The following is a 21,732-nucleotide window of genomic DNA, read 5'->3' on the forward strand; positions in this document are numbered from 1 at the left end:
CCGCAGTGTAGCATCGCCCCTTGGGCGGCAACACGGCTGGAAAAGTTCCTTTACAGATAGTGCCTATCGACCCTGTCGATGACGGCTCCAACCCAACGGTTCAGCGAGGCGCCAGTTCGCTCAGGTGCCGCGCCACCGCCAGCCAGGCGCCGATGTAGCCGAGGAACACCGCCCCCAGCAGCAGCGACAGGCCGTCGCCCATGGGCACACCGGTCAGGGCGAAGTCGCTGCCATACAGCCCGGCCAGGCGGATCACCGCGTCGTTCAGCCAGTGTAGCCCGTAGGCCAGCACCAGCCAGGACAGCAGCCCGGCGCCGACGCCGTACAGCGCGCCCATATAAAGGAAGGGACGTCGCACGTAGCCATCCGTTCCGCCTACCAGCTTGATGACCTCGATTTCGTTGCGGCGATTCTCGATGTGCAGGCGGATGGTGTTGCCGATCACCAGCAGCAGCGCCAGCACCAGCAGCACGGTGAGGCCGAAGATGAAGCGGTCGCCCAGGGTGAGAATCGCCCCCAGGCGCTCCACCCAGACCAGGTCCAGCTGGGCCTGCTGCACCTGGGGCATGTCCGCCAGGCGGGTGCGCAGGGCTTCCAGGCCGGCCTTGTCGAGAGTCGCCGGGGTCACCAGGATCACCCCGGGCAGCGGGTTCTCCGGCAGCTCCTTGAGGGCCTGGCCGAGGCCGGAGTCCTGCTGGAATTCCGCCAGGGCGCGCTCGCGGCTGATCCATTCCGCCTCCGCCACGTCCGGCAGGGCGGCGATCTCGTCGCGCAGGCGCTGGCCGTCCTGCTCGCCGGCGTCCAGTTGCAGGTAGAGGGAAATCTGCGCCGCCCGCTGCCAGGAACCGGCCAACCGCTCGACGTTGGTCAGCAGCAGCGACAGGCCCATGGGCAGGGACAGGGCGATGGCCATCACCAGGCAAGTGAAGAAGCTGCCGATGGGCTGCCGACCCAGGCGCCGCAGGCTGTCCAGCAGGCTGGCGCGGTGGCTTTCCAGCCAGGCGTGGAACAGCTGGCCGAAGCTGGGGCCGTCGTCCTTGTGTTCGGGTTTGCGTGGTGCGCCGCCGACCCGCTCGGCGGGCTGCGGCGAGGGTTCGCGGGTGGCGCTCATCGGCTCGCCTCCCCGTCGCCGATCAGGCGGCCGCGCTGCAGGGTGAGCATGCGGTGGCGCATGCGGGCGATCAGCGCCAGGTCGTGGCTGGCGATCAGCACGGTGGTGCCGAGCCGGTTGATGTCTTCGAACACGCCCATGATCTCCGCCGCGAGCCGCGGGTCGAGGTTGCCGGTGGGTTCGTCGGCCAGCAGCAGCGCCGGGCGGTGCACCACTGCCCGGGCGATGCCGACCCGCTGCTGCTGGCCGGTGGACAGGTCGGACGGCAGCTGGTCGGCCTTGTCCGCCAGGCTCACCCGCTCCAGGGCGACGCCGACCCGCTTGGCGATCTCCGGCTTGGACAGGCCGAGGATCTGCAGCGGCAGGGCGACGTTGTTGAACACCGTGCGGTCGAACAGCAGCTGGTGGTTCTGGAACACCACGCCGATCTGCCGGCGCAGGAACGGGATCTGCGCGTTGGTGATCTGCGCCAGGTCCTGGCCGGCCAGCAGCAGCTTGCCGGTGGTGGGCCGCTCCATCGCCAGCAGCAGCCGCAGCAGGGTGCTCTTGCCGGCGCCGGAGTGCCCGGTGACGAAGAGGAATTCGCCGCGTTTCACGCGAAAGGACAGCTCATGGATGCCGACATGGCCGTTGGCGTAGCGCTTGCCGACCTGTTCGAAGCGGATCATGACGGGGCCTGACCTCGGCTGGTTGTACGGATGGCGGGGCGGGACGGCGCCACTCAGGCGCCTCGCTCGGCGAACAGCGCCTGGACGAAGGCATCGGCCTCGAAGGTGCGCAGGTCGTCGATGCCCTCGCCGACGCCGATGTAGCGGATCGGCAGGCCGAACTGCTTGGCCAGGGCGAAGATCACCCCGCCCTTGGCGGTGCCGTCCAGCTTGGTCAGCGCCAGGCCGGTGAGTTCCACCGCCTGGTTGAACTGGCGGGTCTGGTTGATCGCGTTCTGCCCGGTACCGGCGTCCAGCACCAGCAGGACCTCGTGGGGCGCGCTGTCGTCCAGCTTGCCGATCACCCGGCGAACCTTCTTCAGCTCCTCCATCAGGTTGTCCTTGGTGTGCAGGCGCCCGGCGGTGTCGGCGATCAGCACGTCGGCGCCGCGGGACTTGGCGGCCTGCACCGCATCGAAGATCACCGAGGCCGAGTCGGCGCCAGTGTGCTGGGCGATCACCGCGATGTCGTTACGCTCGCCCCACACCTGCAGCTGCTCCACGGCGGCCGCGCGGAAGGTGTCGCCGGCGGCCAGCATGACCTTCTTGCCGTCCTGCTGGAGCTTCTTCGCCAGCTTACCGATGGTGGTGGTCTTGCCGGCGCCGTTCACGCCGACCACCAGGATCACGTAGGGCCGGCGGGTGTCGTCGATGCGCAGCGGCTGCTCCACCGGGCGCAGCAGGACGGCCAGCTCTTCCTGCAGAGCCTTATACAGCGCGCCGCTGTCCGCCAGCTCCTTGCGGGCGACCCGGCGGGTGAGGTTCTGCACGATCACGCCGGTGGCCTCGACGCCGACGTCGGCGGTGAGCAGGCGGGTCTCGATCTCTTCCAGCAGGTCGTCGTCGATGGCCTTGCGACCGAGGAACAGGCTGGCCATGCCCTCGCCAAGGCTGGCGCTGGTCTTCGCCAGGCCCTGCTTGAGGCGGGCGAAGAAGCCCCCGCGGGCCTCCTCGGCCGGAACCGCCGGCGGCGCGGCCACGGGCTCCAGCGGCTCGGCGCGGGGCGCGGCGGGCTCGGCCTCGCCCCGCAGGCGGGCGAAGAACCCGGTGGGCGCGGCCGCGGGCGCTGGCGTGGGCGCGCGGCCCAGCTCGGGGTCGCCGGTGACCTCGGCGGCCGGGGCCGCGGGCGGCGCGACGGGTTCGTCCTGGGGCACCGGCGCCAGGGGCGCGGTGGCCGGCGGCGCCAGCTCGACGGGCAGCGCCGGTGCACCAGGCGTCGAGGCGGATTGTTCGAATGCCGGAGCCGGAGCCGGAGCCGGAGCCGGAGCCGGAGCCGGAGCCGGAGCCGGTTCGACGGGCACCTGGGTGGAGGGGAGTTCCGCGTCCTCGGTGACGCCAGAGGGCACGTTAGCCGGGCGCCCGGCGCTCAGGGGCTCGACCGGCGTCGCGGTGAACGCCGCATCGGCGGGCGACGTATCGACCGGCACATCGGCCCGCGGCGCATCGACAATCGGCTCATCGACCGTTGGCGCAGCGGCGCCCGACGCGACGGCGCCCGACGCAGCGGCGCCCGACGTATCGACGGTCGGAGGGACGGGGGGGGATTCGGGAGCGACCGGGGCGTCCTGGGTCTTGCGCCGCAACCAGCCGAACAGCGATTTCTTCTCGGCGGGCTCCGCCGGGGTCTTCTTGTCGTCGTTGGAACCAAACATGGGTCGCTTGCATCTCAAGGGGGCGCTCGCGCCGGGCCTGGCCCGGCCTGCATCGCCGCCCCGTAAAAGGATGGGGTATCCTAGCACCTCTTTCGCCCGGCGGCGCCATGGCTGCCCCGGGCCGTCCAGAAGGTCCCTGATCACCCATGAATGTCACCGCCCGCCGCCTGGCTGGCCTGCTGCTCGGCACGCTGTGCGTGCCTTCGCTGGCCAGTGCTTCCGACCCGCAAGCCACCCATGAATTCAGCCTGGACAACGGCCTCAAGGTAATCGTCCGAGAAGACCACCGGGCCCCGGTGGTAGTTTCCCAGCTCTGGTACAAAGTCGGCTCCAGCTACGAGACGCCCGGCCAGACCGGCCTGTCCCACGCCCTGGAACACATGATGTTCAAGGGCAGCAGCAAGATGGGCCCCGGCGAGGCGTCCCGGGTGCTGCGCGACCTCGGCGCCGAGGAAAACGCCTTCACCAGCGACGACTACACCGCCTTCTACCAGGTCCTGGCTCGCGACCGCCTGCCGGTGGCCCTGGAGCTGGAGGCCGACCGCCTGGCCAGCCTGGCCCTGCCCGCCGACGAGTTCGAGCGGGAGATCGAGGTGATCAAGGAAGAGCGCCGCCTGCGCACCGACGACAAGCCCGGCGCCCTCGCCTTCGAGCGCTTCAACGCCATGGCCTACCCCGCCAGCGGCTACCACACGCCCACCATCGGCTGGATGGAAGACCTCAAGCGGATGAAGATCGAGGAGCTGCGCACCTGGCACGAAGCCTGGTACGCGCCCAACAACGCCACCCTGGTGCTGGTGGGCGACCTCACCGAGGCCGACGCCAGGCAACTGGTGCAGCACTACTTCGGCGCCATCCCCAGCCGCCCGACGCCGCCGGCCAAGAAGCCCCTGGAACTCCCCGAGCCGGGCGAGCGGCGTACCGTGCTGCACCTGAAGACCCAGCTGCCGAGCCTGCTGTTCGGCTTCAACGTGCCGGGGCTCGCCACCGCCGCCGCGCCCCGCGAGGCCCAGGCCCTGCGCCTGATCGCGGCGCTGCTGGACGGCGGCTACAGCGCGCGCCTGCCGTCGCGCCTGGAACGCGGCGAGGAACTGGTGAGCGGTGCCTCCGCCAACTACGACGCCTTCACCCGCGGCGACAGCCTGTTCGTGCTCAGCGCCACCCCCAATGCCCAGAAAGGCAAGACCCTGGAGCAGGTGGAAGCCGGCCTCTGGCGCCTGCTGGACGACCTGAAGCAGACCCCGCCCAGCGCCGAGGAGCTGGAACGGGTGCGCGCCCAGGTGATCGCCGGGCTGGTCTACGAGCGCGACTCCATCACCAGCCAGGCCACCACCATCGGCCAGCTGGAGACCGTCGGCCTGTCCTGGAAGCTGATGGACGAGGAGCTCAGCGCCCTGGAGGCGGTGACCCCGGCCGACGTCCAGGCCGCCGCCCGCACCTACTTCACCCGCTCGCGCCTGAGCGTCGCCCACATCCTGCCCGAGGAGGCGTCCCATGACTGAGCGCACCGCCCTGCGTCGCGGCCTGCTCGGCCTCACCCCGCTGCTGCTGGGCGCCCTGCTGGGCGTCGCGGCGCCCGGCGCCCTGGCCGAGCCCGTCGCCCGGCCGGCCCTGGAATCCCTCGCCGCGCTCAACGGCCAGGCCCCCGCCCGGCGCACCCTGGACATCCAGAGCTGGCGCACCGCCGAAGGCGCCCGGGTGCTGTTCGTGCCGGCCCCGGAACTGCCGATGTTCGACCTGCGCCTGACTTTCGCCGCCGGCAGCGCCCAGGACGGCGACGCGCCCGGCCTCGCCCTGCTGACCAACGCCATGCTCAACGAAGGCGTGCCGGGCAAGGACGTCACCGCCATCGCCCAGGGCTTCGAGGGCCTCGGTGCCCAGTTCGGCAACGGCGCCTACCGCGACATGGCGGTGGTCTCCCTGCGCAGCCTGAGCGCCGCCGACAAGCGCGACGCCGCCCTCGACCTGTTTACCCGGGTCATCGGCCAGCCCACCTTCCCCGAGGACTCCCTGGCGCGGATCAAGAACCAGATGCTCGCCAGCTTCGAGTTCCAGAAGAAGAACCCCGGCAAGCTGGCCGGCGATGCGCTGTTCGCCCGGCTCTACGGCGACCACCCCTATGCCCACCCCAGCGACGGCGACGAGAAGTCCGTGCCGGCCATCGGCGTCGAGCGCCTGCGGGCCTTCCACGCCAAGGCCTACGCCGCCGGCAACGTGGTCATCGCCCTGGTGGGCGACCTGGACCGTTCCCGCGCCGAGGCCATCGCCGCCCAGGTCTCCAAGGCCCTGCCCAAGGGCCCGGCGCTGCCGCGGCTGCCCGCGCCCAAGGCGCCCGAGGCCGGCACCCAGCACATCGAGTTCCCCTCCAGCCAGACCCACCTGATGCTGGCGGAACTGGGCATCGAGCGGAACGACCCGGACTGGCCGGCCCTGTACCTGGGCAACCAGATCCTCGGCGGCGGCGGCTTCGGCACCCGGCTGATGGAGGAGGTGCGGGAGAAACGCGGCCTGACCTACGGCGTGTACTCCGGCTTCACCGGCATGCAGGCCCGCGGGCCGTTCCTGATCACCCTGCAGACCCGCGCCGAACTCAGCGAGAACACCCTGGGCCTGGTGCGCACGATCCTGGCCGATTACCTGGCCGGGGGTCCCACCCAGAAGGAGCTGAACGACGCCAAGCGCGAAACCGCCGGCAGCTTCCCGCTGTCCACCGCCAGTAACGCCGATATCGTCGGCCAGCTCGGCGCCATCGGTTTCTACGACTTGCCGTTGACCTACCTGGAGGACTTCATGGCCAAGGTCCAGGCGTTGAGCGTGGCGGACGTGAAGGCGGCAATGGCGCGCCACCTCGACCCGAACGCGCTGGTGATCGTCACCGTGGGCCCGAAGGTGGCGCAGCAGCCGCTGCCGGCGCCCACCGAAAAGCCTCTCGAACAACCCCTCGCGGTCCCGGAACACTGATGCGCGGCCAGACGGTCAAGCCGGCCAAGGCGCCGGCCAAGCCCCACGGCGGCGAGGGCTCGTTGCGGATCATCGGGGGCGAATGGCGCAGCCGGCGCTTCGCCTTTCCCAACGGGCCGGGCCTGCGGCCCACTCCGGACCGGGTGCGCGAAACGCTGTTCAACTGGCTGGCGCCGCACATCGAGGCGGCGCGGGTACTGGACGCCTTTGCCGGCAGCGGCGCGCTGTTCCTCGAGGCGCTGTCCCGGGGCGCCGGCCAGGCCCTGGCCCTGGACACCAACGGAGAGGCCCTGGCGGCCCTGCGCAAGCACCTGGACACCCTCGGCTGCCCCCGCGGCCAGGTGGTCCAGGGCGACGCCCTGCGCTACCTGGAGAACCAGCCGGCGCAGCCTTTCGACGTGGTGTTCCTCGACCCGCCGTTCCACCAGAACCTGCTGCAGACCGCCTGCGAATCGCTGGAAAACCGCGGCTGGCTGGCGGACCATGCCTGGATCTACAGCGAGAGCGAGGCCCCACCCTCCACCCTGGGGCTGCCGGGCGCCTGGCGCCTGCACCGGGAGAAACAGGCGGGCCACGTCCACTACGCCCTGTGGGAACGGGGCTGAGGCCGACCTCCCGCGTACCGGCCGCGCGCGAGCCGGACCGCGCACCACCGGGCTGAGCCGGCTGAACACCGGCCTTCCCTGGCGAACCGACAGGCCGCGACCCCTTCAGGATGACGGGCGCCGGCCCGTCGCTCGCTTCATTTTCGGAACACCCGATGCCCGACGCCGCTTCCGCCCCCTTCCGCCCCGCCTGGTGGCTGCCAGGGCCGCACCTGCAGACCCTGTGGTCGCCGTTCTGCCGGCCCGCGCCGCGCCTGGAACGGCAGCGCGAGCGCCTATGGCTGGCGGACGGCGACTTCATCGACCTGGACTGGCACGGCGCGCACCGGGCCGATGCGCCCCTGGTGCTGGCGCTCCACGGCCTGACCGGCTCCTCCGCCTCGCTTTATGTGCTCGGCCTGCAAGAGGCCCTGGCGGCCCGCGGCTGGGCCAGCGTGGCGATCAACTGGCGCGGCTGTTCCGGCGAACCGAACCTGCTGCCGCGGGCCTACCATTCCGGCGCCAGCGACGACCTGGGCGAGGTGATCGAGCACCTGCAGGCGCGCCGGCCTCTGGCGCCGCTCTATGCGGTGGGCTATTCCCTGGGCGGCAACGTGCTGCTCAAGTACCTGGGCGAACGGGGCGCCGACTGCCCGTTGCAGGGGGCGGCGGCGGTGTCCGTGCCGTTCCGCCTGGACCAGTGCGCCGACCGCATCGGCAGCGGGTTCTCGCGGGTCTACCAGGCGCATTTCATGCGGGCCATGGCGGCCTACGTGCGGGACAAGCAGCGGCTGTTCGCCCACCAGGGCATGGCGGACCGGCTGTCGGCCCTGGAGCGCCTGGGGCCCCTGGACGGGCTGCGTACCTTCTGGGAGTTCGACGGGCGCTTCACCGCCCCGCTGCACGGCTACCGCGACGCCGAGGACTACTACCGGCGCGCGTCGAGCCGCTACTTCCTGGGGGCGATCCGCACGCCGACCCTGCTGATCCAGGCCCTGGACGACCCCTTCGTGTTCCGCCACAGCCTGCCGGAGCCGGGCGAGCTGTCGCCCAGCACCACCTTCGAGGCGCAGGCCCGGGGTGGGCACGTGGGATTCGTGGAGGGGTCGCCGCGGGCGCCGGGGTACTACCTGGAGCGGCGCATTCCGGCCTGGCTGGCGGCGGTGCACGGCGACGCCTGAGGCGTCGCGTCACGGTGAAGGCGGGGAGTCCGGCGGCGGCCCGCCGGGTCAGGCGTCGTCGCCGGCGTCGTCCTCGTCCTGGCCGTCACGGGCCGCCCGCAGGGGCTGCACCCGCTCGGACAGGGGGATCTCGTCCGGGTTTTCCTGCCGCGCCACCTTGGAGAAGGCGAAGATCACCTCGCGGACGATCTTGCGCTGGCTCGCCGGCAGGCAGAGGAAGGCATCGATGGTCTCGCGCTCCAAGTAGTTGAGGTCCTGCCAGCGCTGTTCGTATTCGTTGATGCGGTTGTCCACGTCGGTGCCGAAGCGCAGGTACTGCGGCGGCACCTTGAGCCATTCGGCCAGCACCAGGACCTTGTCCTCGGACGGGTAGGTCTCGCCACGCAACCAGCGGCGCACCCCGTGCAGGGTCACCGTCCGGCCCCAGCTGCGCAGGTTGAACTCGCGCTCCAGCACGGCCGGGCGGGGTTCGTAGCCGGCGCGGCGCATGGCGTCCTGCAGGCGTTCGGCGAATTTGATCTTGGCTTCGTTCATGGAGATCGACGTGGCGGCAAAGGCGGCCACGTTACGGGAAATTGCAAAGCGATTACGTAATCGGATGGATTATTCGGTTAAGTTTTCGCTAGACTTTCGGTCACCGACCTTCCGGTGTGTGATCCATGTCCAAAAGTCTGCTGGAGCAACTTCCCGATATCGTCGCCCGCGGGCGGCAGCAAGCCGAACGCCTGCTGGAAAGCCTCGAGGGCCGCCACCGCATCGCCCTGCAAACCCGCGAATGGGTACTGCCGGCGCGGGATGCGGCGATGCCCGACTGGGTCGACGGCCTGCGCGACCAGGCGCCCGAGCCCGGCGCCTGGAGCAACCGGCTGATCTACGGCGACAACCTGCTGGCCATGGCCGCGCTGCTGGCCGGCGACGAGGACGGCACGCCGAGCCTGCGTAACCGCATCGACCTGATCTACATCGACCCGCCCTTCGATTCGCGCACCGACTACCGCACCAAGGTGCTGCTGCCGGGGGTGGAACTGGAGCAGCGGCCGACGGTGATCGAGCAGTTCGCCTACTCCGACACCTGGTCCGAGGGCACCGCCTCCTACCTGGCGATGATCACCCCGCGGCTGCTGCTGATGCGCGAGCTGCTGGCCGCCCACGGCTCCATCTACGTGCACCTGGACTGGCACGTCGGCCACTACGTGAAGCTGGTGATGGACGAGGTGTTCGGCAAGGAGAACTTCGTCAACGAGCTGATCTGGCAGGGCGCGGTGGGCGACACCTCGGCGAAGAACCGCAAGTTCATCAAGTCCCACGACACCCTGTTCTTCTACCGCAAGGGCGCCGCCGAGCCGGTCTGGAACGACGTCTTCCAGCCCTTCAGCGATGCCAGCGACAAGCTCTACAGCCGCCAGGACGCCGGCGGGCGCTTCCGCCTGGCGCCGGTGGACAACCCCGGCGGCGGCGGGTACGTCTACGACCTGGGTCTGGGCGAGAAGATGCCGCGCAACGGCTACCGCATGCCCCTGGCCACCGCCCTCGACTGGCTGCGCCAGGGCCTGCTGCTGGTGGAGCCGGGCAAGGTGCCCGGCAAGAAGCTCTACAAGAATCCCCACGGCGTGCGCTGTCGCGACGTCTGGACCGACGTGCGCTCCCTGCAGGGCAGCGAGAGCATCGGCTACGCCACCCAGAAGCCCAGCGGCCTGCTGGAGCGGGTGATCGCCGCCTCGACCCGGGAGGGCCAACTGATCGCCGACTTCTTCGGTGGCTCCGGCACCACCGCGGCGGTGGCCGAGCGCCTGGGCCGGCGCTGGATCACCAGCGACCTGGGCAAGCCGGCCTGCATGATCATGCGCAAGCGGCTGATCGACCAGGGCGCGCGGCCGTTCCTCTACCAGGCCATCGGCGACTACCAGCTGGAGGCGGCGAAGCACACCCTGGGCCGCAGCTTCCGCATCGGCGACCTCTCCGGGATCGTCCTCGCCCTGTTCGGCGCCCGGCCGCTGCCGGCGGACGCCAACCCCCAACGCAACCTGGGCGCCCTGGATGACGGCAGCCGCACCCTGGTGCTGGCCGACTCCCCCAACAAGCTCACCGGCGGCGCCACCCTGCGCCGCGCCGTGGCCCTGCGGGACAGCCTGCTGGGGGGCTGGGACAAGGTGGTGGTGCTGGGCTGGAACTTCGACCCGGCCATCGGCCAGAGCCTCGACGCCCTGGCCGACCCGCGCCTGGAGGTGCTGGTGATCCCGCCGGACCTGCTGGACCGCCTGAAGAAGGGCGGCCTCGACCGCCTGCGCGCCCAGGTGCGCTTCTCCAGCCTGCAGTACCTCAGCCTGCACCCGGTGGAGCGCCAGCGCCGGGGCGACGCCGAGTCGCTGCGGGTGCGCCTGGCCAACTACGTGCTGCTCTCCCCCGAGGCGATCAACCTGGACGACGCCAACCGCGCCAAGCTGCACCGGGTGATGAACGCCGAGCCCCTGGCGCTGATCGAGTACTGGGCGGTGGACCCGGACTACGACGGCGAGGTGTTCCGCTCGGTCTGGCAGGACTACCGGGGCAACGCCGCCCACGCCGGCGACCCGCTGCGGGTGTCGCCGGAGGCACGCCTGGAAGTGCCCTACCGCGAGGGGCCGCGACGCCTGTGCGTGCGGGCGGTGGACGTGTTCGGCTTCGAGGCCGAGGTCAGCCTGGACCTGGCGGAGGTGCGGCCATGACCGCCCCGGCCGCCGGCACGCTGCCCCTGGTGGCGGCCCTGGGCGAGCTGGCCGCGCGCCTGGAGACCGAGCTGGCCCGGCACGACGCCGGCGGCCCGCCCGGGGAGCTGCTGGCGCGCTTCACCCCCACCAGCGCCGGGCTGCTGCGCTGGTGGTTCGGCGAGAGCGCCTGCGCGACCCGCCCGGTGCGCTTCCACGCCGGCCAGCGCCAGGCGATCCTGCACACCCTGATCGCCCACGAGCTGTTCGACGCCGCCGACCTGGGCGGCCTGCACGCAGGGCTCGGCCTGCTGGACGCCCTGGACCCGGCCCAGCGCGCCGGCTTCGACAAGCCGCGCCACCGCCACCCCAAGTACTGCCTGAAGATGGCCACCGGCACCGGCAAGACCTGGGTGCTGCAGGCCCTGCTGGTGTGGCAGTGGGCCAACCACCGGGCGGCCTGCGCCGCCGGCCGCGACGACCCGCGCTTCACCCGGCGCTTCCTGGTGGTAGCCCCGGGGCTGATCGTCTACGAGCGGCTGCTGGACGCCTTCCTCGGGCGCCGCGGCGGCGACGGCGAGCGCGACCCGGACAGCGCCGACCTGGTACGCCACGCCGAGCTGTTCGTGCCGCCGGAGCTGCGCGCGCCGCTGCGCCAGTTCGTCCTCGCCAACCTCTGCGAGAAGCACGAGATCGGCCGCAAGTGCACCGGCAACGGCCTGCTGGCCCTGACCAACTGGCACCTGCTGGCCGAGACCACCGAGCGCCCCGACGACAAGGCCGCCGACCTGGACGACGCCCTGGCGGCGGAGGAGCACGGCGCCTACCGCGTGCTGCCCCTCGCCCCGGGGCGCGGCGCCGGCAACGAACTGGAGCGCCTGGACCGTCGCCACGGCCGCGACGACCCGCTGGCCGCCCTCGCCGCCCTGCCCGACCTGCTGGTGTTCAACGACGAGGCGCACCACGTCCACGCCCTGCGCGCCGGCGAGGACGACAGCGAGGTGGAATGGCAGAAGAGCCTGCTGCGCCTGGCCCGGGACAAGGGCCGGCGCTTCATCCAGGTGGACTTCTCGGCGACCCCGTACAACGACCTGGGCAACGGCCGCAAGGCGTACTTCCCCCACATCGTCGCCGACTTCGACCTGCGCGCGGCCCTCGGGGCCGGGCTGGTGAAGTCCCTGGTGCTGGACCGTCGCAAGGACATCGCCGCGCTGCCCTTGGACTTCCTCGCCGAGCACGACGCCGACGGCCGCCTGCGCCTATCCGAGGGCCAGCGCCTGATGATCCGCGCCGGCCTGGGCAAGCGCGAGCGCCTGGAGCGGGACTTCGCCGTCCTCGACCCACGGCGCACGCCGAAGCTGCTGGTGGTCTGCGAGGACACCGCGGTGGCAGCGCTGGTGGAAGCCTTCCTGCTGGAGGAAGGCCTGCCCGCCGACGACGTGCTGCGCATCGACTCCGGGCGCCGCGCGGAGCTGGGCGAGCGGGAGTGGGCGCCGCTGCGCCGGCGCCTGTCCAGCCTGGACGCCGGGCCGCAGCCGCGGGTGCTGGTCAGCGTGCTGATGCTGCGGGAGGGCTTCGACGCCGAGACCATCTGCGTGATCGTGCCGCTGCGCGCCAGCCGCGCGGCGATCCTGGTGGAGCAGACCGTGGGCCGCGGCCTGCGCCTGATGTGGCGCGGCGAGGTCTACGAGGCCCTGCGCCGGGAGAACCGCGAGCGCATCGACCACGGCGAGGAGCCGTCCAGCCTGATCGACATCCTGTCCATCATCGAGCACCCCGCCTTCGCCCGCTTCTACGACGAGCTGCGGGACGCCGGCCTGCTGGTGCACGGCAGCGACGCGCCGGTGGCCGGCACCGGCGACCTGATCACCATCGGCCTGCGGGACGGCTACGAACGCTACGACTTCAGCGTGCCGGTGCTGGTGGAGGAAGCCGAGGAGCGCCTGGAGCACGCCGACTTCGACGAGGGCGCGCTGCCGCCCTTCTCCGGCCCCTCCCGGGAGGCCCTGGCGGAGCTGCTGGGCCGGGGCGACACCTTCACCTCCCTGGACCTGCAGAGCGCCACCCTGTTCGGCGACTACCGGGTGGACGGCGCGGTGCTGCAGGCCGGCGGCTACAACGAGCTGCTGTCGCGCCTGACCCGGCGCATCGCCCAGGCCCTCAGCCAGCCCCTGGCGGGCGGTACCCGGGTGGCGCCGCGGCAGCCACGGCCGTACCTGCAGACCCGGGGCGCCTGGCTGGCCCAGCGCCTGGACCGCTACATCCGCGGGCGGCTGTTCGGCGCGCCCTTCGACCCCCTGGCGGACGACGGCTGGCGCCTGCTGCTGGTGCGCCCGGTGCACGAGCACCTGGTGCGGGTGTTCGCCCTGGCCCTGGTCTGCGCCGAGCGCCGCCGCCCCGGGCAGCCGGCCCGGGTGCAGACGCGCAGCCTGTCCGAGGTGGCGCAGCTGACGGTGCGCGCCGGCGAGGTGCTGGCGGTGCGCAAGTGCCTTTACACCCACCTGCCGCTGCCCGGCCGGCATACCGGCCTGGAACGGGCATTCATCGAATGGGCCGAGTGCGACACCGGCATCCGTGCCTACTGCCGCATCAGCGAGCAGCGCCACCCCTTCGTGCACCTGCCGTACCTGCGCGAGGACGGCCGCCCGGCCCGCTACAGCCCGGACTTCCTGGTGCGCGGCGAACGCGCCACCTACCTGGTGGAGACCAAGGCCGAGAACCAGCTCAACCACCCCGACGTGCGTCGCAAGGCGGCCGCCGCCGGCGCCTGGTGCGCGCGCCTGGACGCGGTGCCGGAGGCCCGGCCGGACGGCCTGCCCTGGCGCTACGCGCTGGTGGGCGAGGCGTTGTTCCACGACTGGCGGCGCCGCGGCGCGCGCCTGGAGGACCTGCTGGCGCTGGCCAGCCTCTATCGCCCGGCGGTGGCCGGCGACCAGGGGCGGCTACGCCTGGAGGCGCCGCGCGACATGATCTAGGCGCCGGGCCATGAGGGGCCGGACGCCGCTCGATTCAACACAGGCACCACACAGGGAAAGAGCGATGAAGGAAACGCATCCGAACAAGGTTGTCGACCTCACGGCGCACCGCGCCAGGCGTCACGGCAGCGCCAGGGAACCGTTGTACGCCACGCCGCCAAGGGACGCGGCCGAGGAGGTCCCGGAGATGGGCGACAAGGAAAAGGTTTGGTGGCGCAACACGCTGTTCTTCACCGAACGGCTGGTGCACAACCCGGCCTACGGCGCGGTGCGCTTCCGCCTGGCGCGGCTGCGCGACCAGCGGCGCATGCTGCACTTCACCTGCAAGCTCTACGAAGCCTATTACACGCTGGACGACTGCCTGATGATCGACTTCGAGCAGCCGGTGATGCTGGTCCGCTGGAGCGGCCGCAACGACCCCGGCTACCCGCTGGTGCCGCGGCCGGCGGTGCTCCACGAGGAATGAGCGGCGGCCTCAGCCGGCCAGGGTCGGCGACTCGGCGATGACCTCTTCCAGGGGCACGTGCAGGCGTTCGTACAGTGCCTGCACCGCATCCCGGGCGCTGTCGGCGATGTAGCCGTCCTCCAGCGCCAGCACCTGGTAGATGCCCCGGCGCAGCAGGTCTTCGCTGAGGTCGCCGGGGTCGCCGCGGGTGGTGCAGAGGAAGCGCACCCAGGAGGTCATGACGATCCAGGCGTTGAGGGCCAGGGCCTCGATCTGCACCGGGGTCATGCGCAGGATGCCGGCCTCGACGAAGCCCTGGTAGATGTCCTGGGCGCGGTTCAGGCAGCGGCGGGCGAACCAGCGGTAGCGCCAGGCCAGTTCCGGGTCGGCCTCCAGGAGGTGCTCCAGGTCGCGGTGCAGGAAGCGGTAGTGCCACATGGAGGCCAGCAGCGCCTCCAGGTAGAAGGTCTTGTCCGCCACCGTCATCGCCCGCCCCGGCGGCCGCTGCAGCACGCTGTCGACCCGGTCCTCGTACTGCAGGAACAGCTCGGCGATGATCTTCTGCTTGTTACGGAAGTGGTAGTACAGGTTGCCGGGCGACATCCCCAGGTGGGCGGAGATGTGGTTGGTGGTGACGCTGCGCTCGCCCTGGGCGTTGAACAGCTCCAGGCTGGCCTGGACGATGCGGTCACGGGTCTTCGGTGCTGCCATCTGAACTCGTCTCGTACGGGGGGTGGCGCGTGTGCGGAAGGCCGCAAAGGTACACGGAAACATCGACGACAAAACGCTACGCCATCGACACTTCCAACATACTGGCAGGAGTCGCCGACCATTGGTACGACCGTCCGATTGACAATTTAGAGCAATTACTCTAAATATCCCGGAAACCCGCGCGCCACGGCGCCTCCCACCCAATCCGCTTTTTTGCCCCGAGGTCACCGATGCGTGTCGACGCCGCCCTGCCGTTGCCTGCCGCCGATGCGGGTGCCCGCGATCCGCTGCAAGAAACCTTCCAGACCCTGCGCGAGGCTTTTTGCGCGCATCCGATGCCACCCGCCGAGGAACGCCTGCAATGGCTCGACGCCCTGCGCCGGGGGTTGCTGGCGAACCGCGACACCCTGGTCAGGGCCATCGCCGAGGACTTCGGCAACCGCTCCGCCGACGAGACCCTGCTGGCCGAGCTGATCCCCAGCCTGCATGCCATCCGCTACGCGCGGCGCCGGCTGCGGCACTGGATGAAGCCCGCGCGGCGCGGCGTGGGGGCGATGTTCCAGCCGGCCTCGGCGCGGGTGGTCTACCAGCCCCTGGGGGTGGTGGGGGTGATCGTGCCGTGGAACTACCCGCTGTACCTGGCGGTGGGGCCGCTGGTGGGTGCCCTGGCCGCCGGCAACCGGGTGATGCTCAAGCTCAGCGAGGCCACCCCGCGCACCGCCCGGGCGCTGGCCGAGCTGCTGGCCGCCACTTTCCCGGACAACCTGGTGAGCGTGGTGCAGGGCGAGGCCGAGGTGGCCGCGGCCTTTTCCCGGCTGCCGTTCGACCACCTGCTGTTCACCGGCTCCACCGAGGTGGGCCGCAAGGTGATGCGCGCCGCCGCCGAGCACCTCACCCCGGTGACCCTGGAACTGGGCGGCAAGTCGCCGGCCATCGTCTCGGCCGACGTGCCCCTGGAGCATGCTGCCGAGCGCATCGCCTTCGGCAAGTGCCTGAACGCCGGGCAGACCTGCGTGGCGCCGGACTACGTGCTGGTGCCGCGGGCGCGCCTGGACGGCTTCGTCGAGGCCTACGGCCGCACGGTGCAGCGCTTCTTCCCGCGGCTGGCGGACAACCCCGACTACACCAGCATCGTCAACCCGCGCCAGGCGGCGCGCCTCGCCGCCTACCTGGACGACGCCCGGGCCCGTGGCGCGACGGTGCTGCCGCTGCTGCCGGCGGCGGCCGACCGGCGCCTGCCGCCGACCCTGCTGCTGGAGGTGGACGACGCCATGCAGGTGATGCAGGAGGAAATCTTCGGGCCGCTGCTGCCGGTGGTGCCCTATGACCACCTGGACGACGCCATCGCCTACGTCAACCAGCGCCCGCGGCCCCTGGCCCTCTACTATTTCGGCTACGACCGCGACGACCAGCGCCGCGTGCTGGAGCGCACCCATTCCGGCGGCGTGTGCCTCAACGACACCCTGCTCCACGTGGCCCAGGACGACCTGCCCTTCGGCGGCATCGGCGCCTCGGGCATGGGTCACTACCACGGCCACGAGGGCTTCCTCACCTTCAGCAAGGCCAAGGGGGTGTTCGCCAAGGGCCGATTCAACGCCGCGCGGCTGGTCTACCCGCCCTACGGCCGGGCGATCCAGTCCCTGATCTACCGCCTCTTCCTGCGCTGAGGGCCCGCGATGAACGACCCCGTTTCCGACGACGCCTCCCGCCCGCAGCGGCTGGCCATGGCAGGCCTCTCCCGGCGCCAGGTGCTCAAGGTGGGCCTGCTGGGCGGGCTGCTGCTGGGCGGCGCCGGGCTGGCGGTGAGCCTCGGCCGCCCGGCGGACGACCCGGCTGGCGGCTATGCCCGCCTGCGCAGCGCCGACCTGGAGGTGCTGGGCGCCCTGGTGCCGGTGATCCTCGCCGGCGCGGTACCGGCAGAGCGCATGCCCGCGGCCCTGGCCGGCACCCTGCGGGGCATCGACGACAGCCTGACCCGGCTGTCGCCGGCGATGCTCGGCCTCACCGTGCAGCTGCTGGACGTGCTGGCGCTGCCCCTCACCCGCGGCCCGCTCACCGGCATCTGGGGCGCCTGGTCCGAGGCGACGCCCGCCGACCTGGGGCGCTTCCTCGACCGCTGGCGCGACAGCCGCCTCGCCCTCTTGCAGCGCGGTCACGCCTCGCTGCTGCAACTGGTACTGATGAGCTGGTACGGCCGGCCGGAATCCTGGGCCCACTGCGGCTACCCGGGCCCGCCGGCCATCTAATCGCCGGGCCGTGCTTGCCACCGGGTGGCACAGCCCACCCTGGCCATGCACCACGAAAGAACACCCGACACCGCTTCCGCTTCACCGGCTGACGCACACCCAAGGGCCCAAACGAGAACAAGACCATGCCCGTACCCGATCCCTTCGCCGAGGGCCTTGCCCGTGGCTGGAAGACCCGCGACGGCTCGCGCCTGAGCGAAGACCTGACCCTGGAGACCGACGTCGCCATCGTCGGCAGCGGCGCCGGCGGCGCCACCACCGCGGAAATCCTCAGCGCCGCCGGCCTGCGGGTGCTGCTGATCGAGGAAGGCCCGCTGCGCAGCAGCCGCGACTTCAACCTGCAGGAGCCGGAGGCCTACGGCACCCTCTACCAGGAAGGCGTCGGGCGCATGAGCAAGGACGGCGCGGTGACCATCCTCCAGGGCCGCGCCGTGGGCGGCACCACCCTGGTCAACTGGACCTCCAGCTTCCGCACCCCGGAACCGACCCTGCAGCACTGGGCCGAGGCCCACGCCGTGGCGGGCCACGGGGTGGCGGACATGGCGCCCTGGTTCGAGCGCCTGGAGCAGCGCCTCGGGGTGGCGCCCTGGGCACTGCCGCCGAACCCCAACAACGAGGTGCTGCGCCTGGGCTGCGAACGCCTGGGGCTGCACTGGAAGGTGATCCCGCGCAACGTCCGCGGCTGCTGGAACATCGGCTACTGCGGCCTGGGCTGCCCCACCAACGCCAAGCAGTCGATGCTGGTCACCAGCATCCCGGCGACCCTGGACCACGGCGGCGAACTGCTCTACCTGACCCGCGCCGAACGCCTGGTGCTGGCCGGCGGGCGCGTCGACTTCCTGGAATGCCGCGCCCTCGACGCGCGCGCCGTGGCCCCCACCGGGCGCACCGTGCGGGTGCGGGCGCGGCACTACGTGCTGGCCGGCGGCGGCATCAACACCCCGGGCATCCTGCTGCGCTCCCAGGCGCCCGACCCCCACGGGCGGGTCGGCCGGCGCACCTACCTGCACCTGGTGAACTTCTCCGCGGCGCAGTTCGAGCACACCATCGACCCGTTCTACGGGGCGCCGCAGTCCATCTACTCGGACCATTTCCAGTGGGACGACGGCACCACCGGGCGCATGTCCTACAAGCTGGAGGTGCCGCCCCTGCAACCGGCCCTGGCGGCGACCCTGCTGGGCCGCTTCGGCGTCGACAATGCCCTGCGCATGGAGCAGTTGCCCCACACCCACGTGATGCTGGCGCTGATGCGCGACGGCTTCCACCCGGACAGCGCCGAAGGCCGGGTGGAGCTGCGGGACGATGGCAGCCCGGTGCTGGACTACCCGCTCACCGACTACACCCGGGACGGCCTGCGCCGCGCCTACCACACCATGGCGGAGATCCAGTTCGCCGCCGGCGCCCAGGCGGTGCTGCCGCTGCACGCCGACGCCGGCTTCGCCCGCACCCTGGCCGAGGCCCGGGCGCAGATCGACGACCTGGACCTGGCGATCCACCGCACGCGCCTGGGCAGCGCCCACGTGATGGGCGGCTGCGCCATGGGCGAGGACCCGCGCCAGGCGGTGACCGACAGCTGGGGCCGCCACCACCAGTTGGAGAACCTGTCGATCCACGACGGCTCGCTGTTCCCCACCAGCGTCGGCGCCAACCCGCAGCTGTCCATCTACGCCCTCACCGCCCAGCTCGCCACCGCCCTGGGCGAGCGGCTGGCGGCGGGCTGAACGGCCGCGACGGCGGCGGCTTGGCCCTCGCCGGCCGCTGCGCTACCATCGGTTCCTTTGCCACTGCCAGGACGTCGCGATGAACCGAGTGCTTTATCCGGGCACCTTCGACCCCATCACCAAAGGTCACGGCGACCTGATCGAGCGGGCCTCGCGGCTGTTCGACAGCGTGGTCATCGCGGTGGCGGCCAGCCCGCGAAAGAACCCGCTGTTCAGCCTGGAAGAGCGCGTGGCCCTGGCCCGCGAGGTCACCCGGCACCTGCCCAACGTCGAGGTGGCGGGCTTCTCCACCCTGCTGGCGACCTTCGCCCAGGAGCAGCAGGCCAACGTCTTCCTGCGCGGGCTGCGGGCGGTGTCCGACTTCGAATACGAATTCCAGCTGGCCAACATGAACCGCCAGCTGGCGCCCAACGTGGAAAGCATGTTCCTCACCCCGTCCGAACGCTACGCCTTCATCTCCTCCACCCTGGTCCGCGAGATCGCCGCCCTGGGGGGCGACATCGACCAGTTCGTCCACCCCGCGGTAGCCGCCGCGCTCAAGGCCCGCTTCGAGCGCTGAGCCCGCGTCGCGCGACGGTCGGCCCGCCAGGAAGGTGCGCCGGCCCGGCGGTTGCGGCACAATTCGCGCGTTCCCTTTGTCTGCGTTGCCGCGGTTCGCCCCGGCAGGAGTGGTTGTTCCCATGTCCCTGATCATCACCGACGACTGCATCAACTGCGACGTCTGCGAGCCGGAGTGCCCCAACGGCGCGATCTCCCAAGGCGAGGAGATCTATGTGATCGATCCCAACCTGTGCACCGAATGCGTCGGTCACTACGACGAGCCGCAGTGCCAGCAGGTCTGTCCGGTGGATTGCATCCCCCTCGACGAGCACCGTGTCGAGAGCAAGGACGAACTGATGAAGAAATACTTGATCATAACCGGCAAGGCCTGATTCCCGTCCGGCGCACCGGGGCGTGGCGCGGGCGATTCCCGCCGCGAGGCGAAGCTGGAGCGACACGCCGATGACCACCCCGAGCCGGTTCTTCCCGACCTCTCCCGCCGTGCCCCGCTGGCGCGCCCTGGCCGCCTTCCTGCTGCTGTGCGCGAGCCTCTCCGCCCTGGCCGCCCAGGCCCCGGGCAAGGCGGCGGTGGCCACCGCCCACCCCGCGGCCACCGTGGCCGCCCTGGAAACCCTGGCCCTGGGCGGCAACGCCTTCGATGCCGCGGTGGCGGTGGCCGGCGCCCTGGCGGTGGTGGAGCCCTACGGCTCCGGCCTTGGTGGCGGCGGGTTCTTCCTGCTGCGGGAAGCCGGCGACACGCCCACCTACCGCTTCCTCGACGCCCGGGAAAAAGCCCCCCAGGCGGCCCACCCCGACCTCTACCGCCGCCAGGGCAAGGTGGACCCGACCCTCTCGGTGAACGGCGCCCTGGCCGCCGGCATCCCCGGCCTGCCGGCCGCGCTGGTGGAGCTGGCCGGGCGTTTCGGCAAGCTGCCCCTCTGCGACAGCCTGGCGCCGGCGATCCGCCTGGCCCGGGACGGCTTCGCCGTGGACCGGGTCTACCGCGAGCGCGCCGGCTGGCGCCTGGCGGCGCTGCGGGACGACCCGGAAAGCGCGCGGCTGTTCCTCGACGACAAGGGCAACGTGCCCGAGGACCGCAGCCTGCTGCGCCAGCCGGAGCTGGCCGCCACCCTGGAGCGCCTGGCCCGGGAAGGCCGCAGCGGCTTCTACGGCGGCGAGACCGCCGAACGGCTGGTGAGCGGCGTGCGCGCCGGGGGCGGTGTCTGGAGCCTGCGGGACCTGACGGACTACCAGGTGGTGGAGCGCCGGCCCCTGCGCTTCCCGCTGGCCGAAGGCCGCGAGCTGATCAGCGCGCCACCACCGTCCGCTGGCGGCGTGGCCCTGGCCCAGAGCCTGGCGATCCTCCAGCAGCTGCCGTGGCGCCAGGTCGATGCGCCCCAGCGCAGCCACTACGTGCTGGAGACCCTGCGTCGGGTCTACCGCGACCGCGGCCTCCTGGGCGACCCCGACTTCATCGCCAACCCCCTGGCGCGGCTCCTGGCACCGGACTACCTGGCGAGCCTCGCCGCCGGCATCGACCCGCGCCGCGCCACCCCCAGCGCCAGCCTGCCGCCAGCGCCGGCCTGGCGCGAAGGCGACCACACCACCCACTTCACGGTGATGGACGCCGAGGGCAACGCGGTGGCCGCCACCCTGTCGGTGAACCTGCCCTTCGGCGCCGCCTTCAGCGTGCCGGGCACCGGCGTGGTGCTCAACGACGAGATGGACGACTTCGCCGCCGACCCCCGGGGCGCCAATGCCTATGGCCTGAGCGGCAGCCAGGCCAACGCGGTGGCCGCCGGCAAGCGCCCGCTGTCCAGCATGAGCCCCACCTTCCTGGAAAGCCGCGAGCGCTTCGCCGCCTTCGGCACCCCCGGCGGCAGCCGCATCCCCAGCATGGTGCTGCTGGCGATCCTCGGCGACCTGGACGGCCGCCCGGTGGCGGACTGGCCGGCGATCAAGCGCTACCACCACCAGTACCTGCCGGACGTGGTGGAGTACGAGCCGGGCGCCTTCGACGCAGCCCAGGCGGCGGACCTGCAGGCCCGCGGCTACACCCTCAAGCCCCTGGAGGCGTCCTACGGCAACCTGCAGGTGCTGGCATGGGACAAGGCCGCCGGGCGCGTCGAAGCCGCCAGCGACCCGCGGGGGATCGGCGAGGCTCAGGTGATGGCGGTGAAACGGGTGGAGCGGCCCGCGGCCGCGGGCGCCAAG

Annotated in this window: 17 protein-coding genes and 1 pseudogene; 13 read left to right on the forward strand and 5 right to left on the reverse strand. The window is 71.7% G+C overall.

Features of this window, described 5'->3' with window-relative positions; genetic code table 11:
• Window positions 1-100: 100 nt before the first annotated feature.
• From ftsX to ftsY, 3 genes are read right to left on the reverse strand one after another with little or no spacing between them, the layout of a single operon-like run.
• A complete protein-coding gene (gene ftsX / locus FM069_RS16955) occupies window positions 101-1,111 on the reverse strand; it encodes a permease-like cell division protein FtsX (protein WP_143489558.1) in 1,011 nt (336 codons plus the stop codon).
• Window positions 1,108-1,779, reverse strand: a complete 672-nt coding sequence (gene ftsE, locus FM069_RS16960; protein WP_143489559.1) for a cell division ATP-binding protein FtsE — start codon at window positions 1,777-1,779, stop codon at window positions 1,108-1,110. The genes ftsX and ftsE overlap by 4 nt, the downstream gene beginning before the upstream one ends.
• A 53-nt stretch (window positions 1,780-1,832) precedes the next feature.
• A complete protein-coding gene (gene ftsY, locus FM069_RS16965) occupies window positions 1,833-3,470 on the reverse strand; it encodes a signal recognition particle-docking protein FtsY (protein ID WP_143489560.1) in 1,638 nt (545 codons plus the stop codon).
• A gap of 146 nt (window positions 3,471-3,616) precedes the next feature.
• Between ftsY and FM069_RS16970 the strand changes: the two genes are divergently transcribed.
• The 4 genes from FM069_RS16970 (at window position 3,617) to FM069_RS16985 (ending at window position 8,196) form a co-directional block, all read left to right on the forward strand.
• Complete coding sequence (locus FM069_RS16970; RefSeq protein ID WP_143489561.1) at window positions 3,617-4,972, forward strand: M16 family metallopeptidase; 1,356 nt, start codon at window positions 3,617-3,619, stop codon at window positions 4,970-4,972.
• Window positions 4,965-6,431: a M16 family metallopeptidase gene (locus FM069_RS16975; RefSeq protein WP_143489562.1), complete on the forward strand. Its 1,467-nt coding sequence runs from the start codon at window positions 4,965-4,967 to the stop codon at window positions 6,429-6,431. The genes FM069_RS16970 and FM069_RS16975 overlap by 8 nt, the downstream gene beginning before the upstream one ends.
• On the forward strand, window positions 6,431-7,036 hold the full coding sequence (gene rsmD / locus FM069_RS16980; RefSeq protein ID WP_143489563.1) for a 16S rRNA (guanine(966)-N(2))-methyltransferase RsmD: 606 nt from the start codon (window positions 6,431-6,433) through the stop codon (window positions 7,034-7,036). Before FM069_RS16975 ends, rsmD begins: the two co-directional genes overlap by 1 nt.
• Before the next feature lie 155 nt (window positions 7,037-7,191).
• Window positions 7,192-8,196, forward strand: coding sequence for a hydrolase (locus FM069_RS16985; RefSeq protein ID WP_143489564.1), 1,005 nt, complete (start codon window positions 7,192-7,194; stop codon window positions 8,194-8,196).
• 48 nt (window positions 8,197-8,244) lie between these two features.
• Here FM069_RS16985 and FM069_RS16990 read toward each other — a convergent pair whose 3' ends face one another.
• A complete protein-coding gene (locus FM069_RS16990) occupies window positions 8,245-8,730 on the reverse strand; it encodes an XRE family transcriptional regulator (protein ID WP_143489565.1) in 486 nt (161 codons plus the stop codon).
• A 125-nt stretch (window positions 8,731-8,855) separates the two neighbouring features.
• Between FM069_RS16990 and FM069_RS16995 the strand changes: the two genes are divergently transcribed.
• The 3 genes from FM069_RS16995 to FM069_RS17005 all read left to right on the forward strand — a co-directional run bounded on the left by FM069_RS16995 (window position 8,856) and on the right by FM069_RS17005 (window position 14,321).
• Window positions 8,856-10,901 carry a site-specific DNA-methyltransferase gene (locus tag FM069_RS16995; RefSeq protein ID WP_143489566.1) on the forward strand — a complete coding sequence of 682 codons (2,046 nt, stop codon included), beginning with the start codon at window positions 8,856-8,858 and terminating at the stop codon, window positions 10,899-10,901.
• On the forward strand, window positions 10,898-13,855 hold the full coding sequence (locus FM069_RS17000; RefSeq protein ID WP_143489567.1) for a DEAD/DEAH box helicase family protein: 2,958 nt from the start codon (window positions 10,898-10,900) through the stop codon (window positions 13,853-13,855). Before FM069_RS16995 ends, FM069_RS17000 begins: the two co-directional genes overlap by 4 nt.
• Before the next feature lie 64 nt (window positions 13,856-13,919).
• The gene (locus FM069_RS17005) at window positions 13,920-14,321 is read left to right on the forward strand and encodes a hypothetical protein (protein WP_143489568.1); all 402 of its coding nucleotides are present in this window, start codon (window positions 13,920-13,922) and stop codon (window positions 14,319-14,321) included.
• Window positions 14,322-14,330: 9 nt separating this feature from the next.
• Here the strand turns inward: FM069_RS17005 and FM069_RS17010 are convergent, their stop codons facing one another.
• On the reverse strand, window positions 14,331-15,011 hold the full coding sequence (locus FM069_RS17010; protein WP_143489569.1) for a TetR/AcrR family transcriptional regulator: 681 nt from the start codon (window positions 15,009-15,011) through the stop codon (window positions 14,331-14,333).
• 230 nt (window positions 15,012-15,241) lie between these two features.
• Between FM069_RS17010 and FM069_RS17015 the strand changes: the two genes are divergently transcribed.
• From FM069_RS17015 to ggt, 6 genes and pseudogenes are all read left to right on the forward strand, one after another.
• Entirely contained in the window at window positions 15,242-16,678 is a 1,437-nt protein-coding gene (locus FM069_RS17015) for a coniferyl aldehyde dehydrogenase (RefSeq protein ID WP_143489570.1), read from the forward strand.
• A 9-nt stretch (window positions 16,679-16,687) separates the two neighbouring features.
• Window positions 16,688-17,257: a twin-arginine translocation pathway signal protein gene (locus FM069_RS17020; protein ID WP_233282072.1), complete on the forward strand. Its 570-nt coding sequence runs from the start codon at window positions 16,688-16,690 to the stop codon at window positions 17,255-17,257.
• Between the two features lie 125 nt (window positions 17,258-17,382).
• The gene (locus FM069_RS17025; protein WP_143489571.1) at window positions 17,383-18,978 is read left to right on the forward strand and encodes a GMC family oxidoreductase; all 1,596 of its coding nucleotides are present in this window, start codon (window positions 17,383-17,385) and stop codon (window positions 18,976-18,978) included.
• 79 nt (window positions 18,979-19,057) lie between these two features.
• Window positions 19,058-19,537 (forward strand): pantetheine-phosphate adenylyltransferase, encoded by a 480-nt coding sequence (gene coaD, locus FM069_RS17030; RefSeq protein ID WP_143489572.1) that lies wholly within the window; start codon window positions 19,058-19,060, stop codon window positions 19,535-19,537.
• 121 nt (window positions 19,538-19,658) lie between these two features.
• The gene (locus FM069_RS17035) at window positions 19,659-19,910 is read left to right on the forward strand and encodes a YfhL family 4Fe-4S dicluster ferredoxin (protein WP_143489573.1); all 252 of its coding nucleotides are present in this window, start codon (window positions 19,659-19,661) and stop codon (window positions 19,908-19,910) included.
• Between the two features lie 70 nt (window positions 19,911-19,980).
• Window positions 19,981-21,675, forward strand: a pseudogene (ggt, locus tag FM069_RS17040) (gamma-glutamyltransferase); the annotation flags it as partial.
• Between the last annotated feature and the right edge of the window lie 57 nt (window positions 21,676-21,732).

This window comes from Pseudomonas mangiferae (genome assembly GCF_007109405.1).
Classification (GTDB): domain Bacteria; phylum Pseudomonadota; class Gammaproteobacteria; order Pseudomonadales; family Pseudomonadaceae; genus Pseudomonas_T; species Pseudomonas_T mangiferae.

Excerpts from the sequence above, each read along its gene's own strand:
- ftsX (WP_143489558.1), bottom strand. The coding sequence starts at position 1,111 with ATGAGCGCCACCCGCGAACCCTCGCCGCAGCCCGCCGAGCGGGTCGGC.
- ftsE (WP_143489559.1), bottom strand. The coding sequence starts at position 1,779 with ATGATCCGCTTCGAACAGGTCGGCAAGCGCTACGCCAACGGCCATGTC.
- ftsY (WP_143489560.1), bottom strand. The coding sequence starts at position 3,470 with ATGTTTGGTTCCAACGACGACAAGAAGACCCCGGCGGAGCCCGCCGAG.
- FM069_RS16970 (WP_143489561.1), top strand. The coding sequence starts at position 3,617 with ATGAATGTCACCGCCCGCCGCCTGGCTGGCCTGCTGCTCGGCACGCTG.
- FM069_RS16975 (WP_143489562.1), top strand. The coding sequence starts at position 4,965 with ATGACTGAGCGCACCGCCCTGCGTCGCGGCCTGCTCGGCCTCACCCCG.
- rsmD (WP_143489563.1), top strand. The coding sequence starts at position 6,431 with ATGCGCGGCCAGACGGTCAAGCCGGCCAAGGCGCCGGCCAAGCCCCAC.
- FM069_RS16985 (WP_143489564.1), top strand. The coding sequence starts at position 7,192 with ATGCCCGACGCCGCTTCCGCCCCCTTCCGCCCCGCCTGGTGGCTGCCA.
- FM069_RS16990 (WP_143489565.1), bottom strand. The coding sequence starts at position 8,730 with ATGAACGAAGCCAAGATCAAATTCGCCGAACGCCTGCAGGACGCCATG.
- FM069_RS16995 (WP_143489566.1), top strand. The coding sequence starts at position 8,856 with ATGTCCAAAAGTCTGCTGGAGCAACTTCCCGATATCGTCGCCCGCGGG.
- FM069_RS17000 (WP_143489567.1), top strand. The coding sequence starts at position 10,898 with ATGACCGCCCCGGCCGCCGGCACGCTGCCCCTGGTGGCGGCCCTGGGC.
- FM069_RS17005 (WP_143489568.1), top strand. The coding sequence starts at position 13,920 with ATGAAGGAAACGCATCCGAACAAGGTTGTCGACCTCACGGCGCACCGC.
- FM069_RS17010 (WP_143489569.1), bottom strand. The coding sequence starts at position 15,011 with ATGGCAGCACCGAAGACCCGTGACCGCATCGTCCAGGCCAGCCTGGAG.
- FM069_RS17015 (WP_143489570.1), top strand. The coding sequence starts at position 15,242 with ATGCGTGTCGACGCCGCCCTGCCGTTGCCTGCCGCCGATGCGGGTGCC.
- FM069_RS17020 (WP_233282072.1), top strand. The coding sequence starts at position 16,688 with ATGAACGACCCCGTTTCCGACGACGCCTCCCGCCCGCAGCGGCTGGCC.
- FM069_RS17025 (WP_143489571.1), top strand. The coding sequence starts at position 17,383 with ATGCCCGTACCCGATCCCTTCGCCGAGGGCCTTGCCCGTGGCTGGAAG.
- coaD (WP_143489572.1), top strand. The coding sequence starts at position 19,058 with ATGAACCGAGTGCTTTATCCGGGCACCTTCGACCCCATCACCAAAGGT.
- FM069_RS17035 (WP_143489573.1), top strand. The coding sequence starts at position 19,659 with ATGTCCCTGATCATCACCGACGACTGCATCAACTGCGACGTCTGCGAG.